Annotated in this window: 16 protein-coding genes; 13 read left to right on the top strand and 3 right to left on the bottom strand. The window is 32.8% G+C overall.

From position 1 onward, the window contains the following. Positions 1-120 precede the first annotated feature (120 nt). Together AC4FRF_RS08720 and AC4FRF_RS08715 are read left to right on the top strand one after the other, a co-directional pair. Positions 121-1074: a transporter gene (locus AC4FRF_RS08720; protein ID WP_491159106.1), complete on the top strand. Its 954-nt coding sequence runs from the start codon at positions 121-123 to the stop codon at positions 1072-1074. A gap of 12 nt (positions 1075-1086) precedes the next feature. Then, positions 1087-2205 carry a GTP cyclohydrolase gene (locus AC4FRF_RS08715; RefSeq protein ID WP_491159105.1) on the top strand — a complete coding sequence of 373 codons (1119 nt, stop codon included), beginning with the start codon at positions 1087-1089 and terminating at the stop codon, positions 2203-2205. A gap of 64 nt (positions 2206-2269) precedes the next feature. Here the strand turns inward: AC4FRF_RS08715 and AC4FRF_RS08710 are convergent, their stop codons facing one another. Both AC4FRF_RS08710 and capB read right to left on the bottom strand, forming a co-directional pair. Next, a complete protein-coding gene (locus tag AC4FRF_RS08710) occupies positions 2270-2746 on the bottom strand; it encodes a hypothetical protein (protein ID WP_491159104.1) in 477 nt (158 codons plus the stop codon). Between the two features lie 119 nt (positions 2747-2865). Continuing rightward, entirely contained in the window at positions 2866-4134 is a 1269-nt protein-coding gene (capB, locus tag AC4FRF_RS08705) for a cysteate-C-fatty acyltransferase (protein ID WP_491159143.1), read from the bottom strand. A 323-nt stretch (positions 4135-4457) separates the two neighbouring features. On the opposite strand from capB, the gene AC4FRF_RS08700 reads away from it, so the two are divergent. From AC4FRF_RS08700 to AC4FRF_RS08685, 4 genes are read left to right on the top strand one after another with little or no spacing between them, the layout of a single operon-like run. Then, positions 4458-5183 carry a DUF2625 domain-containing protein gene (locus tag AC4FRF_RS08700; protein ID WP_491159103.1) on the top strand — a complete coding sequence of 242 codons (726 nt, stop codon included), beginning with the start codon at positions 4458-4460 and terminating at the stop codon, positions 5181-5183. Positions 5184-5223: 40 nt separating this feature from the next. Then, positions 5224-6051 carry a DUF695 domain-containing protein gene (locus tag AC4FRF_RS08695; protein WP_491159102.1) on the top strand — a complete coding sequence of 276 codons (828 nt, stop codon included), beginning with the start codon at positions 5224-5226 and terminating at the stop codon, positions 6049-6051. A 15-nt stretch (positions 6052-6066) separates the two neighbouring features. Then, entirely contained in the window at positions 6067-6372 is a 306-nt protein-coding gene (locus tag AC4FRF_RS08690; protein WP_491159101.1) for a hypothetical protein, read from the top strand. Between the two features lie 16 nt (positions 6373-6388). Continuing rightward, the gene (locus AC4FRF_RS08685; RefSeq protein ID WP_491159100.1) at positions 6389-6589 is read left to right on the top strand and encodes a YqaE/Pmp3 family membrane protein; all 201 of its coding nucleotides are present in this window, start codon (positions 6389-6391) and stop codon (positions 6587-6589) included. 72 nt (positions 6590-6661) lie between these two features. Here AC4FRF_RS08685 and AC4FRF_RS08680 read toward each other — a convergent pair whose 3' ends face one another. After that, entirely contained in the window at positions 6662-7939 is a 1278-nt protein-coding gene (locus AC4FRF_RS08680; RefSeq protein WP_491159098.1) for an esterase-like activity of phytase family protein, read from the bottom strand. 322 nt (positions 7940-8261) lie between these two features. Here AC4FRF_RS08680 and AC4FRF_RS08675 point away from each other — a divergent pair, with 322 nt between their 5' ends. From AC4FRF_RS08675 to AC4FRF_RS08645, 7 genes are all read left to right on the top strand, one after another. Further along, positions 8262-9674: a DUF1800 domain-containing protein gene (locus AC4FRF_RS08675; protein ID WP_491159097.1), complete on the top strand. Its 1413-nt coding sequence runs from the start codon at positions 8262-8264 to the stop codon at positions 9672-9674. 23 nt (positions 9675-9697) lie between these two features. Next, positions 9698-10864 carry a DUF1501 domain-containing protein gene (locus AC4FRF_RS08670; protein ID WP_491159096.1) on the top strand — a complete coding sequence of 389 codons (1167 nt, stop codon included), beginning with the start codon at positions 9698-9700 and terminating at the stop codon, positions 10862-10864. 149 nt (positions 10865-11013) lie between these two features. Continuing rightward, positions 11014-11904: an EamA family transporter gene (locus AC4FRF_RS08665; protein ID WP_491159095.1), complete on the top strand. Its 891-nt coding sequence runs from the start codon at positions 11014-11016 to the stop codon at positions 11902-11904. A gap of 91 nt (positions 11905-11995) precedes the next feature. Then, positions 11996-12355 carry a DoxX family protein gene (locus AC4FRF_RS08660; protein WP_491159094.1) on the top strand — a complete coding sequence of 120 codons (360 nt, stop codon included), beginning with the start codon at positions 11996-11998 and terminating at the stop codon, positions 12353-12355. Between the two features lie 24 nt (positions 12356-12379). Next, positions 12380-13087 (top strand): aquaporin Z, encoded by a 708-nt coding sequence (gene aqpZ / locus AC4FRF_RS08655; protein ID WP_491159093.1) that lies wholly within the window; start codon positions 12380-12382, stop codon positions 13085-13087. Between the two features lie 224 nt (positions 13088-13311). Beyond that, the gene (locus AC4FRF_RS08650) at positions 13312-13590 is read left to right on the top strand and encodes a DUF2805 domain-containing protein (RefSeq protein ID WP_491159092.1); all 279 of its coding nucleotides are present in this window, start codon (positions 13312-13314) and stop codon (positions 13588-13590) included. Between the two features lie 96 nt (positions 13591-13686). Continuing rightward, on the top strand, positions 13687-15543 hold the full coding sequence (locus AC4FRF_RS08645) for a M61 family metallopeptidase (protein ID WP_491159090.1): 1857 nt from the start codon (positions 13687-13689) through the stop codon (positions 15541-15543). Positions 15544-15564 lie beyond the last annotated feature (21 nt).

Here is a 15564-nt window from a genome sequence, read left to right as displayed (position 1 = left end):
ATCAAATGTTTTTTTAGCAAATTTAACAAATACTACGCTCAAAATTCGATTATCATTCTTAAATAAATAATAAAATATAGTACATTTGGAAAGCTTATTACTCGTAAAATCCTAAACATCATGTCTCAATTTAAAATTTTATTAGTCTTAGCTACTTGTCTTTTAGCCAATTTCACCTTCGGGCAACATACCGATGAAATCAATTCCAACAGACCAGGAGAGTCTATGTCAGCCTATTCTGTTGGAAAATCCGTAATTCAAGTTGAAACAGGGATTTACGGCATCCAAGAAAGCCACCGCTTACTGAATTACAATGCAAATGGATATGGAATAGATCTCGATTTGCGTTATGGTTTTCTTATGGAAAAACTAGAATTAATTGCTAATATCCAATACCAAAATGAAGATTTTGCAAGCACTTTTAACCAGTATAAAAAAGCGGATTTAAAACAAACTGTTTTAGGTGCAAAATACCTCATCTACGATCCGTATAAAAATTACGAAAAAAAAATAAATATTTACAGCTGGAAGGCCAATCATGCATTTAACTGGCACCAATTAATTCCCGCTGTTTCTGTTTTTGCCGGAGCAAATTTTACCATGAAAAACAATCCCTATGCTTTTACTAATGACGCTATGATTTCACCAAAAGTGATGTTGATTACTCAAAACCATTTAGGCGATGGCTCCTGGGTATTTGTCACCAACATCATTGGAGATTTCATTGCGACCGACTACCCTAGTTACGGCTACATCATTACCTTAACCAAAGGCATCAGTCGAAAATGGTCAGGTTTTGTAGAAAACCAAGGCTATAAAAGCGATTTTTACAGCGATGCTATTGTGCGCGGAGGTGCCGCTTTTTTAATTAACAAAAACATGCAAATAGATGCATCTATAAGTCATAATTTAAAAGACACACCTAGCATTTTCTACGGAGGAGTTGGTTTTTCTTGGCGATATGATGCCAAATACAAAGAAGTAAGAATCAACTTAGACGATGCTCCGTCACAACCTAGATCGGTACGTAAAGCAGCAAAAAGAGATCAAAAACGAAAAGACGCAATTGAATAAAGAAACGAAACAATGATTACAGTAAAAGAAGTTAAAACTAAAAAAGAACTAACCGAATACATTAAATTTCCTTTTTCACTATATAAAAACAACGAATTCTGGGTGCCGCCCTTAATTGCCGACGAATTAGAAACATTTGATAAAACAAAAAATCCAGCTTTTGAAAACGCAGAAGCTTATTTTTATTTGGCTTATAAAAATGATAAAATCGTTGGTCGAATTGCCGCTATCATCAACTGGGCCGAAGTAAACGGACAACAAAAGAAAAAAGTACGTTTTGGTTGGTTTGACATGATTAACGACATCAATGTAACCGAAGCTTTACTAGAAAAAGTATATGAACTAGGAAGAAAAAACAATTTAGAATATGTTGAAGGCCCAATGGGATTTTCAAACCTAGACAAAGTAGGAGTTCTAACTGAAGGTTTTGACCAACTGGGCACTATGATTACTTGGTACAACCACCCTTACTACGCTACTCATTTGGAACAACTGGGTTATGTGGTAGAAAAAGAATATATAGAAAGTAAATTTCCGTTTTCAAATGTAAAACCAGAATTTTTCCAAAAAGCAAATATACTCGTTAAGAAAAGATACCAACTAGAACCTATCAACTTTAAATCTACTAAAGAAGTAATGCCTTATGTAGATAAAATGTTTGATTTATTCAATACTTCTTATGCCAATCTATCTTCATTTGTAGCCATTTCTGATGTACAAAAAGAATACTTTAAGAAAAAATACATCAGTTTCATCAACCCAGAATACATCAAGTTTGTAAAAGATAAAGATGATAACATTGTAGCATTTAGCATTGTAATGCCCTCTTTCTCCAGAGCTTTACAAAAAGCCAATGGAAAGCTATTCCCTTTTGGATTGTTTCATCTGCTTAAAGCAAAAAAACAAAGCAAAGACATGCTTTTCTATTTAATTGGCGTGCATCCTGAATACCAAAACAAGGCCGTAACAGCCATTATATTTAATGAATATTACGATACTTTTAAAGAAAAAGGAATTGAAAACTGCTTTAGGACACCTGAATTAGCTGATAACGTAGCCATTCACAACCTATGGAAACATTTTGACCCAAAAGTACATTGCCGTAGAAAAACATTCAAAAAGAACCTTTAATACCACACAAAACCCCATTTTGTAATACAAAATGGGGTTTATTACATCCAATTTCTTGGAAAATTTAGGGCTTGCAGTCTATCTTTTTAAGAATTATATTTCCATCAAATTTAATTTTGCTTTTATCTTTAAAAGACAATTTACCATTAGTTTCTATCATTTCTCCATAACCTTCAACATAAGTATTAGCATCTTTTTTCAAATAAGCCAATTCTCGAATGGAAGTAGTTCCTTCTGATTGGAATTTATAATCGGCAAAAATGGTATCCCCTTTTACATTTCCTAAAAGTGTACCAAAACTTTTATCTTTCTCATAATAAGAATAATTTAATGATCCTTTAAATTCATTGACACTATTTACATCTACAGACAATGTGATGGTATCTTTTTCAAGCACAGCTTGGTAACATTCTTTATGAAGCGTTTCCATTGGAGCATTTACTTCAATTTCTGGAATCACAACTTCTTTTTTGTTTTTATCCATACATGAAGTAAGAATACTAAATAAAACGATACCACTAAATATGTATACTGTTCTCATAATTATAAAATTTAAGATTTATATTATGTAAAGGTATTTTTAAAACAAAAAAACCATTCATAGAATGAATGGTTTTTGTTATATAATTCCCATAAAGAGGAATCTAAAATTTAATTGTATTAAGCTTGCGCTTCCATATCAACTGTTGTTTTCTCAGCGATAGACTTGTATGTTCCGTTTACTAATTTCTCACGGATAGCTTCAAAAGCAGTTAAGGTTTCTTCAATATCAGCTAAAGTATGAGATGCCGTAGGAATCATTCTCAATAAGATAATCCCTTTTGGAATTACTGGATAAACCACAATAGAAAGGAAAATTCCGTAGTTCTCTCTCAAATCATTTACCATTACCATTGCCTCAGGAATACTTCCTTCAAGATATACCGGAGTAATACAAGTATTAGTATCACCAATATTAAATCCTTTTTCTTTCAATCCGTTTTGCAACGCATTTACGTTTTCCCAAAGTTTATCTTTAATCTCAGAAGACTGACGCAATAACTCTAAACGTTTCAAGGAACCTAATGTTTGAATCATTGGCAATGCCTTAGCAAACATTTGAGAACGTAAATTGTATTTTAAATAATCAATAACATCTTTATCAGCTGCTACGAAAGCTCCAATATTAGCCATTGATTTGGCAAAAGTTGAAAAATAAACATCAATTCCATCCTGACAACCTTGCTCCTCGCCTGCTCCAGCTCCTGTTTTTCCAAGAGTACCAAAACCGTGCGCATCATCAACTAAAAGACGGAAATTGTATTTTTCTTTCATAGCTACAATTTCTTTCAATTTTCCTTGTTGCCCACGCATTCCAAAAACACCTTCAGTAATAAAAAGGATTCCTCCTCCTGTTTCTTTAGCCATTTTAGTAGCACGTTGCAGGTTTTTCTCCATGCTGTCTAAATCATTGTGTTTGTAAGTAAAACGCTTACCCATGTGTAAACGAACACCATCAATTATACAAGCATGCGAATCTACATCGTACACAATAATATCATTCTTAGTCACCAAAGCATCGATAATAGAGACCATTCCTTGGTATCCAAAATTCAACAAATAAGCTGATTCTTTCATTACAAACTCAGCCAATTCTTTCTCTAATTGCTCATGATACGTTGTATGACCACTCATCATACGAGCACCCATTGGGTAAGCTGCACCAAACTGAATAGCTGCATCTGTATCGGCTTGACGCACTTCAGGATGATTCGCTAAACCTAGATAGTCATTCAAACTCCAGTTCAAAATATCTTTTCCACCAAACTTCATTCTTGGGCCTAATTCTCCTTCCAACTTTGGAAACACAAAATATCCTTCTGCTTGCGAAGCCCATTTCCCTAACGGTCCTTTATTGCTTTGAATCCTTTCGAATAAATCTTTTACCATAATATATCCAGTAATAATTTTAATTTTAAGAGGTTGCAAAAATAATTATTTATATTTTATAAAGGTCTTCAAAGCCAAATTATTTTCAGGAGCTATGCCTGCTGTCCGCTATATCTTATGGTTTTTAAAGAAAAAACCATAAGGATGCCGCTTCCATCAGGGCTAGAAAAAAAAACTTCCAACTAAACCATACCCTTAACTCTTTAAAAATATATAAGAAAAATAAGTATATTTGAGATTTGCAAATTTCTTCCAATTCACTCAATTTGGGCAAACTTTGGATAATACAAATAAAAAACCATACTATTAAAAATAATTTCTAAATGAAAATTCATAAATTCTTAATTCTACTTCTAACTTCTACATTTTTATTTTCTCAAAATAAAATGAGAACTATTGATGAATTAATCAACGAAAAAGAATCTGCATGGCCGTTAGTCAAAGATTGGATTCATTCGGCAAAAAACAAAGTAGAAATTTTAGCAGTTGACAACCAAAAAGCAAAGGAGGCTTTGTACAAAACGCAAGTTACAACGCGCTCCCCTATGGGAACAATTATTTATAATACAGGAGGACTTTTAGTTGACAATGGTTGGATTAGAATTCTCGGTTCGGGTAACGAAAAACTTAAACGAAATTTACCTGATTGGAATTTAGGAAAAACACATACTACTTTGGATCAAAAACCTCCATATTTACTTATTGCAGACGATGTAATTGGTGGTTTTTTCTATTTAAATGGAGGCGGACTTGGAGAAGATTTAGGAAAAATTTATTATTTAGCACCTGATAGTTTAGAATTTGAACCATTAGAATTAAATTATTCAGAATTCTTATTCTTTTGCTTCAATAATAATTTAGAAGATTTTTACAAAGGTCTTAGATGGAAAAACTGGCAACACGAAGTTTCTAAATTAAACGGTGATACTGTCTTCTATTTTTTTCCATACCTATGGACCAAAAAAGGCAAAGACATTGAAAAAAATTCAAAAAAAGAAATTCCTATTGAAGAAGAATATAATTTCATAATGGAATTCAGAAAAAATTAAACCTATAAAACCCTCGAAAATTATTAATAAAGCTAATTACATGAAGAACATTATAACTTTTGGATTTATTTTTCTTTTATTTAGTTGCAACACTAAATCACAAGAAACACAAACCACAGAAGACAGCAACTGGGATGCTTATATAGCAAATTATGAAAACGGTGCCGGATCCATAACATTGAATATGGATTTAAAAAAAGATGCTCCTAAAACCAATTTACCTTATATTTTAATTACAGGTGTAACTTTCTCAAATTGTAATAAAGATGGTTTTCCTGAAAAAGATGAATTCAATAAACTTTACGAAGTTTCAGATGAAGTTGAGACAACAATATCCAAAGTAACAAAAACGGAATTGGCAGGAACTTTTACTTATCAATGCGAAAGATTAAATTATTACTACATCAGCGATACAACTCAAATTAGGTCTAAACTAACAGCTCTTTATAAAAACAAATTCAGCAATTATAAATATTATATAAATATAAAACCGGATAAAAACTGGGATGCTTATCTTAATTTTCTATACCCAAATGAAGAAATACAAGAAAGTATGTCAAATCAAAAAGTAATTGAGCAATTACAAAAGGGAGGCGATGATTTAACAAAATCAAGACAAGTAGATCACTGGCTCTATTTTTCAAATGAAAAAAACAGAGACTTATTTGAAAAGCAAATTGCCCAAAATGGTTTTAAAATTGAACTCAAAGAAAAAATTGACGATCCTGACAAACCATTCAAATTACATATTTCAAGAAATAATAAAGTTGACCCAGAATCAATTAGCAAAATCACTTTAGAATTAAGAAAAAGAGCAAAAGAATTAGAGGGTGACTATGACGGATGGGAAACCTATATTGTAAAATAAAGAAACTATAAAAATATGGAAGGTTTTTTAACTTTAGCCCTAATAATCGCCCCATTAATTTTTCAAATTATTTACGGGAGAAAAGCCATAGGAGAAGACATAAAATTAAAATTTGGTACTGTTTGCCTGATTAGTTTTTCAGGACAAATTTTGTTTACTCTTCTTTCACTTTCCATTACGGGAAATCTAATTCAAAAAAAAGGAATTCATTGCGGTATGCCTTTAGTAGGAATAATTAGCCTTTCTCTATTATTCACCCTAATATTGCTTTTAACAATGCTTATTCAATATTTCATTAAAAAATCATACAAAGAGAAATAAATAAAAAAACTAAACTATGACCTTAATCGCTATTTTCTTTCCGTTTCTTTCTTTCTTTTTAAGAGGTAGGATATTAACTGGAATTCTTTGTTTACTATTACAAATAACGCTTATTGGTTGGATTCCTGCTGCTATTTGGGCAGTCATCTCTTTACAAAATGCAAGAGCCGATAAAAGAAACAAAAAACTAATTAAAGCTATAAAATCTAAACCTTAACTCGGAGACTATAACAAAAAAGCAGGCAATCTAAAATGTAGAATACCTGCTTTTTTTATTTCTTTGGTGTTCTTAGAACTTCAAAATATACAATCGGTTACCGTCTCTTTCTGTACCGTTTGTTGGAGAAAGAGTTTTGGCTTTAATTTTATTCGTAGCATCACTCCAAACCCCAAAATCGTCATCATTAATAATACCAATAGTATTAGAATCAATCAACCAAATCCCTTCTAATTTATCATGTGGATAATTCCCTAAAAAGTTAAACACATCCACTGCAAGCGTTTTAGAAACAGCTTTAATACTGGCTGCCGTTAACTCTTCCCAAGTATTAGCCTCTAAGGCTTTTCCATTAACTAAATACCCATTTTCGGCATTAAAATCAATACCTGAAACATCCGTTGCATTGCTAATATCTATTTTGTAAATATGTTTCATCACAGAACCATCTCCACTAAACTTACCATCTCGTTCTACTACTAAAAATTGAGTAGCACTCAAAGCACAAATCTCTGAATTAGAATTATCATCAATTTCCTGACGGTATAAATATTGCTTCGTATTTCCCGTAGCAATATCAAAAGTAACAATACGAGTTAAAGTCTTGTTTATAGCTCCAGCCTTAGAAGGATTGTACAATCGAGATTGCATAATACCCACTAATGTTTTCTGGTCCGGTGTAATGCTTAAACCTTCCATACCACGATTAGCCCATCTTTTAGCAAAAACCGCAGGCAATTTGCGAGAACCTGTATTGATTCCTACCGGGCTAATGCGCTCTAATTGCACTCCTGTTTTGCTATAATGTACAATATGTGGCCCGTACTCATCAGAAACCCAAAAAGTACCATCTTTCATAGCTACTAAACCTTCAGGATCTAGTCCGTATTCATCTGTATCCAATACAGCTCCATTTAAATCATAAGGAATCTCTCCAGTAGAACCATAGCCTGCTGGATTAGGTCTTCCGCTAATAGGAGTTCCTGATGGAGTTTTAAATAAAATTTCTTCTAGCTTTTCTATAGTTCCGTCATTGTTCAATCTAAAATGACCAATACGCGGAGTGTAATCTGGCACTGGAAAATATTTGCCTCCTGTAGCATCTGCATTAGGACCACGATCTGTCATGGCATAAAATTCTCCCGCTTGAGTTGGATGCGCACAGGCTGAAGATCCAAAACCTCCATTACGAATTTCAACACCATTAGCTGTGCTTAAAACGGTATATGGTAAAGCAACACCTGTATTAGCAATAGCAGGCAATACAAATTTGTCTTTATTATTGTCATTTTCGCAAGAGCTAATAAATGCCACCGAAAGCAAACAAGCCGTAAGATTTAAAAGTTTCATAAGAATTACATTAATTTATTAAAACCACAAAATAAGCCCCGAAAAACGGCAAACTCGTTAAGTGCGTGTTAACAAATTATAATCTTAATCGTAATATTTTAGCCTTAAAAATCGTTGATATATAATCAAATACAAAAGAAAACAATGCTCATTTATTGCTGCTGAAATTGGCATTTTATTTGGCGAACTCACAAAAATTTAATCTAAAACACAAAATTAACAAGCTCCAACGTTAAACCTTTTTAACATATTAATATCTTAATTAAGAACAACCTAAAATACCACCCGAAGCTTCGGGACTAAACCACAAAACCTACTCGTTATGAATCGCAATTCACTTTGGTCGCTCCGTTTAGGCTTTTCGAACAAGCAAGCTACCGCAATAGAAAAAATGGGGATTTCAAAATTCTTAGACGCTTCATTCAAAACTAATTTTGACAAAAGCATTCCTGATTTTCTAAAAGACAGTCCTAAGACATTCGTCGAATTTCGCGAAAAGCGAAAAAAATACAAAAACCTAAGTCAGGAAAAAAAGAGAGAACTTCAAAAAGAGTTACAAAGACAAGAAGGAAATACTTCTATTGAAATGAAATCTTGGTGGATAGACAAAATGATGCAGGATAACTATCCATTAAGAGAAAAAATGACATTGTTATTACACAATCATTTTGTTTCTACTTATCAAAAAGTAAAAGTAAACTATTGGATTTTTGAACACAACCAACTCCTCCGGGAACATGCTTTTGGTAATTTTAAAGAATTAACCAAAGCCATTGTAAAAAGTAATGCCATGCTACGTTATCTCGATAACGTGGACAATAAAAAAGGAAAAATCAACGAGAATTTAAGTAGAGAGCTCCTGGAACTTTTTACGTTGGGTATTGGCAATTACACAGAAGACGACATCAAAAACGGTGCAAAAGCCTTAGCAGGCCTTAGTCCTGCTGACAATGGAGGTGTATACAGAGATAAAATTTCAGATGATTCAGAAATTGTCTATTTAGGTAAAAAAGGGCATTTTAAAGCCGATGATATTGTAGATATTATTTTTAAACAAAAAAACAGCCCTTACTTATTTACTCGAAAAATACTGCAATGGTTTATTTATGACAATCCAAGCGCGGAATTAGTAACTTATTATGGTGATTATTTTAGAAAACAAAACTTTGAAATCAAGCCCTTATTAGAAAAAATTTTCACGGAAGAATTTGATAAAAATACCGCAGGTTCTAAAATAAAAAATCCGGTAGAATACAGCTTGCAACTGCTTACGGAACTGCAAATTAATCCCAGAACCAACAGACCCATTGTTGCTTTTTTAAAAAATCAAGGCATGGATTTATTTAACCAACCCAATGTAAAAGGCTGGGAAGGTGGAAAATCGTGGTTAACCTCGCAAGTATATTTACAACGCAACAACCTAGCCGATTTGTATTGTAGCGGCAGGGAAAATTTCAATCAAAGAACAATGGCTACCATGATGTCTGAAAATGGAAATAACAATCGTGCCGCCGCCCGAAAAACCACACTTAATTTAGACTGGAACCAAGGAACAAACAAACAAATCATCAGCGAATTATCCGATAGATTGTTGTTTCAAGTGGATGAAGATACCCAAAAAGATTTTGAAACCATCTTAAAATACGATTTTGATTCCCATGCTCAAAATGCCAATCAAGCCGTTATAAGACTTTTTAATGCCATGGTCAAAGAACCTGAATTTCAATTAATTTAAAAACCTCCTCTAATTATTTGATTATGAACAGAAGAAATTTTCTATCCCTTACAGGAACATTGACAGGAGGATCCCTGTTACTTCCTAACTTTTTGTTTTCTTATGGTTCTCAAAAAAACCTGATTATAGGAGAACAATGCCTTGTTTTTGTTCAATTGAACGGCGGAAACGACGGATTGAACACTTTTATTCCTTTTGAAGACCCTTTATACTATGATTTGCGTCCCAAAATAGCCCTTTCCAAAGATGATGTTATTTCTACAACCAAAGGAATGGGTTTCCATCCCGCATTGAAAGGATTTGCTCAAATGCAACAAAATGGTGACTTATCTGTAATTCAAAATGTAGGCTATCCAGAACCCAATCGTTCGCATTTTAGAAGTCAAGAAATTTGGCAAACCGCTAGCGATTCTAACAAATACATCAACGAAGGCTGGCTAGGACGTTACCTGGATTTACAATGTGTTACCCATACTCCAACAGCGGGAATCAACATCGATTCTATCGATAATTTATCGTTAAAAGGAGAAACTCCTAATTCCATAACTGTAAAAGATCCAGATCGTTTTAAAATCAAAAACATAAAAGAAGAAACAGGTGTTTTATCTGAGAATTCCTCTTTGGATTTTGTTCGAAAAGTAGCCAATTCAGTTTTAGAAGGCTCAGAAGAAATTCAAAAAGCCTTGACTAAATCGACTACTGAAATCAGTTACCCTAAAAACGGCTTAGGCAAAAATCTAGAATGGATTAGCCGATTGATCAAAGGAAACTTAAACTCAAAAGTGTACTACACCTCACAAAGTGGATATGACACACATGACAACCAATTGGTCATCCAAAACAATAAATTTAAAGAATTAGATAGCGCATTATATAGTTTTTACCAAGATTTAAAACAAGCCAATTTACTCCAAAATGTAACTATAGTTGTTTTCTCTGAATTTGGACGAAGAGTTAAAGACAACGGTAATGGAACCGATCACGGAACTGCTGCTCCAATGTTTGTTATAGGAGGACAAAACAAAGGAAAAGTAATTGGAAACAATCCTAATCTTACTGATTTATCACAAGGAGACTTAAAATACCAAATCGATTTCAGATCGGTATATGCCAGTTTACTAAAAGAAAAAATGCAATTTGATTACACTAAAATTGGAATCAAAAACCAAAGTTTACAAGGCTTATTTTAATTTACACAAAATTAAGCTCTGGAAATACTGATTGTAAACACATTGCCTTTTTAAAAAAAGACCGCCTATAATTAGATAAGTTTTATCTATATCTATTTTTAAATCTAAGTCATGTTATCGCTTACTTTTACAAGTTCAAAAAAATCAGCATGATTCAAAATAAAACTTTAAAAGGAGTTGTTTTAGTAGCATTAGGAGCCAGCAGCTACGGTATGCTGGCTACATTTGTTAAACTTGCTTACCAAGAAGGTTATACTACAGCCGAAGTGAGTGGATCGCAATTTTCGTTAGGTCTTTTGGGTATCTTATTGCTATACTTATTTCAAAATAGAAAAAAAAATACCAATCCTGTAACTGTTTCAAAAAAACAAAAATTACAACTCATACTCGCAGGAACTTCTATGGGATTTACCAGTGTATTTTATTATTTATCTGTAAAATACGTTCCTGTTTCCATTGGTATTATTTTGTTAATGCAAACTGTTTGGATGGGGGTTTTACTTGAAAAAATACTGGACAAAAAAAATCCATCACTTCAAAAAATAGTATCGGTAGTTCTTACTTTAATAGGAACCGTTTTAGCTACTAATTTACTACATACTAACATTGGTCTTGACTGGCGAGGTTTCTTTTGGGGAATACTGGCCGCTGCTGCATTTACCGCTACCATGTTTAGCGCCAACAAAGTTGCTACCGAAATATCATCTACACAACGTAGTCTTTTTATGCTCATTGGCGGAACATTAATTGTTATTTTGTTCGGATTTATAACTCAAACCACTTCTTTTCAATTTTCAATTTTCCTCAAATGGGGTATTGTTTTATCGCTCTTTGGTACGATACTTCCGCCTTTATTACTCAATACAGGTTTCCCACTTACAGGAATCGGACTAGGTAGTATTGTTTCGGCTTTAGAATTACCTGTTTCGGTAACGATGGCTTATTTTATATTAGCCGAAAAAGTAGATTTAGCACAATGGTTCGGTATCTTTTTAATTATTACTGCTATTGTTTTAATGAATATTCGATTAAAAAAATAAACTATACCACTTACATAAAATTAAAATAATCCTACAAGAATTATAGTTTATCTATTTTTTTTCAATAAATTCGTATTAAACATTTCTAGATATGAATTTACCTTGGCATCTGTATATCATGGCCTTACTGTATCTATTAGCTGGATGCAACCATTTTATAAACCCAAGAATATATCTTAAAATCATTCCCCCTTATTTACCCTATCCTAAATTACTCAACCAGCTTAGCGGAGCCGCTGAATTACTTTTAAGCATCTTTTTATTATTCCCAAATACTAAGCACTATGCTGCTTGGGGTATTATAACCTTATTAATAGTTGTTTTTCCTGCTAATGTATTTATGTTTCAAAATCCAGAAGCAAGCTTTGGTTTGCCCAAATGGATTTTACTTTTACGCCTTCCAATACAAATTATTCTCATTTGGTGGGCTTATCAATACACATTTAACTAGTAACCATTATATAAATTATTTATTATGAAAAAATTATTTGCAGAATTCTTTGGAACGTATTGGTTGGTTTTTGGCGGATGTGGTAGTGCTATTTTTGCTGCCGGTATCCCCGATTTAGGAATTGGTTTTGCAGGCGTAGCCCTAGCATTTGGTTTAACGGTATTAACAATGGCTTATGCAGTTGGACATATTTCGGGAGGACATTTTAACCCCGCCGTTTCTTTTGGACTTTGGGCTGGCGGACGCTTTTCAGCTAAAGAGTTGATTCCTTACATCATTTCGCAATGCATTGGTGCCATTGCTGCAGCCGCTACTTTGTACACTATTGCATCAGGAAAGGCCGAATTTGTAATTGATAATACTAAGGCAGGAGCTTTTGCTTCAAATGGATACGGAGCATTTTCACCTACTGGTTATTCTTTAGAAGCCTGCTTCATTGCTGAATTTGTATTGACTTTGTTCTTTTTACTAATTATTTTAGGAGCCACAGATAAATTTGCTAACGGAAAATTTGCGGGAGTAGCTATTGGTTTAGGGCTAACATTAATACACTTAATCAGTATTCCTATTACCAATACATCGGTAAATCCCGCTCGTTCTTTATCTCAAGCTTTGTTTGCAGGAGGTGAACCATTGAGCCAAATTTGGCTGTTTTGGCTTGCACCAATATTAGGAGCTATTGCTGCTGGTTTTATTTACAAACTGCTTTTACAAAATCAAGACGAAGCTTAACAATTAATTTACTATAATTTATTCAAAAAGAGACTAATAATCATTAATAAAACCGCGAATTATTCAAAAAAGAAGCGTTTTTTGACAGCCAAATTCAGAGTCTAAAAAAAGCAATAAAAAAAACTACGGAAGCTGTGAAGTAATTATTTTTTTTATTAATATTGATACCTATTACAAAATCATTTTTTAATTTAAAAAAACTATTTAGAATTAATTTTCACGTGATGAAAAAGAGTAACCGTAAAGAACTGAGCTGGGAACAAACTGAAAAGCTTGTTACGTTAGCCTTAGAGGAAAGAAATCCTTTTGAAATTATAAAAAAAGAATTTGGATTGGCTGAAAAAGAAGTTCTGGAAATCATGAAAAAAAAGATGCCTCTAGAAAAATTTGAAATGTGGAAAAAGAAAGCTACGGCTAGTAAACCTAAACCTAAACCTCTTAAAATTGATGATTTTGATGACGATTTAGACGGAAAGTATTATATCAAGAATAAATTAGACTAAAATTTTTAAAAGCACTCTTAATCATGAGTGTTTTTTTTATATCTTTTTGTCTGTTATTTTAAACAACATAAAAGAAACAAATATAAATCCTATCGAATGAAAAAAATATTATATGTATTTGCCTTTACTTCGCTGCTTTGGAGTTGTAAAACCATGAACACAAAAACGGTTAAAAACGAGCCTATTCAAGCTACAATTAACCTAAATGAAGTTAAAAATGACCAGGTTTTAGTTACGGTAAATGCACCAAAAATAACCGCTAACGAAATTAGTTATCATATTCCTAAAACGGTTCCCGGTACTTATTCTGAGGACAACTATGGAAAATACATTGAAAATCTAAAAGCTTTCGATAAAAAAGGAAATACTTTGACTGTAAAAAAAACAGATGAAAATACCTGGACTATTAGCAAAGCCAAATCGCTAAGTAAAATTACCTACCTCGTTAATGACACCTTTGATACCGAAAAAGGAACTGGTTTTGGCAAAGATGATGTTTTTTCTCCGGCAGGTTCTAACATTAATGCAGGCGAAAATTTCATGATAAACACGCATTGTTTTGTTGGTTATTTTGATAACTTCCTTGCTACACCTTACCAGGTAACCATTAGCCATCCTAGCAATTTATGGGGAAGCACTTCGATGGTTGACCAAGACAGCAGCAGTACAAACGATCTTTTTGTCACGTCCCGTTATGCTGAATTAGTTGAAAACCCAATTATGTATTCCAAGCCTGACTACACTACTTTTAATGTAGACGGTATGGATATTCAAATTTGTGTTTATTCGCCAACAGGAAAATATACAGCCGAAAGCATTACTCCTGAAATGAAAAAAATGATGACGGCACAGAAACACTTTTTAGGAAAAATCAATTCTACTAAAAAATACTCTGTTCTTTTGTATCTGTCTAGTATGAAACCAGATGATGCACATGGTTTTGGAGCCTTAGAGCATCCTACAGCAACTACAGTTGTTTTACCAGAAGTAATGGAAAAAGACGAATTAGTAAAATCGATGATGGACGTGGTTTCGCATGAATTTTTCCATATTGTAACCCCATTGACTATTCACGCTAAAGAAATTCAATTTTTCGATTATAATGCACCTAAAATGTCGGAACATCTATGGATGTATGAAGGAGTAACAGAATATTTTGCTAATCTTTTCCAAATTAACCAAGGTTTGATTGATGAGGCTAATTTTTATAATAGAATAGCCGACAAAATTGAAGGTGCAAATGTTTTAAACGATACCATGTCATTTACTAAAATGAGTGCTAATGTTTTAAAAGAACCTTATAAAAGCCAGTACTTGAACGTATACCAAAAAGGCGCTTTAATAGGTATGTGCATCGATATTATCATTAGAGAAAAAAGCAATGGTCAAAGAGGAATTCTAGATTTAATGCAAAAATTATCTAATGAATACGGGGTTTCTAAACCATTTAATGACAACGAACTCTTTGATAAAATCACAGAACTCACTTATCCTGAAGTAGGCGATTTTCTTAAAACTTATGTTGCAGGTACTACTCCTATTCCTTATGAATTTTATTTAGCAAAAGTAGGCTTAGCTAAATCAAAAATTCAAGTAGCTGCACCTGTTTTCTTAAAAGATAAAACTCCTTATATCTCAGTAAATCCTAATAACAATGAAATTAGTGTAATTCCAAATATAGAGCTGAATGTATTCTTTACTAATTTGGGATTACAAGGCGGAGATGTTATTTTAGCCATCAATGATATTGCTTATTCTTATGATAATATTTATGACATGATAAATGAAAGTGGAAAATGGAAAGAAAATGAAGCGATTAGCATAAAAATAAAACGTAATGGAAAAGAACAATTTCTAAAAGGAGTTGTAAAATTGCCTTATGAAGAAAAAGAACACATCGAATTTAAAGATGAGACTAAAAAACAATTAAAAGACGCTTGGTTAAAAGGATAATAATTACAAAAAAAATCTTGA

This window comes from Flavobacterium sp. ST-158 (assembly GCF_058309975.1).
The sequence above is the reverse complement of the archived record's forward strand: the minus strand, read 5'-3'. Positions and strand labels throughout refer to the sequence as shown.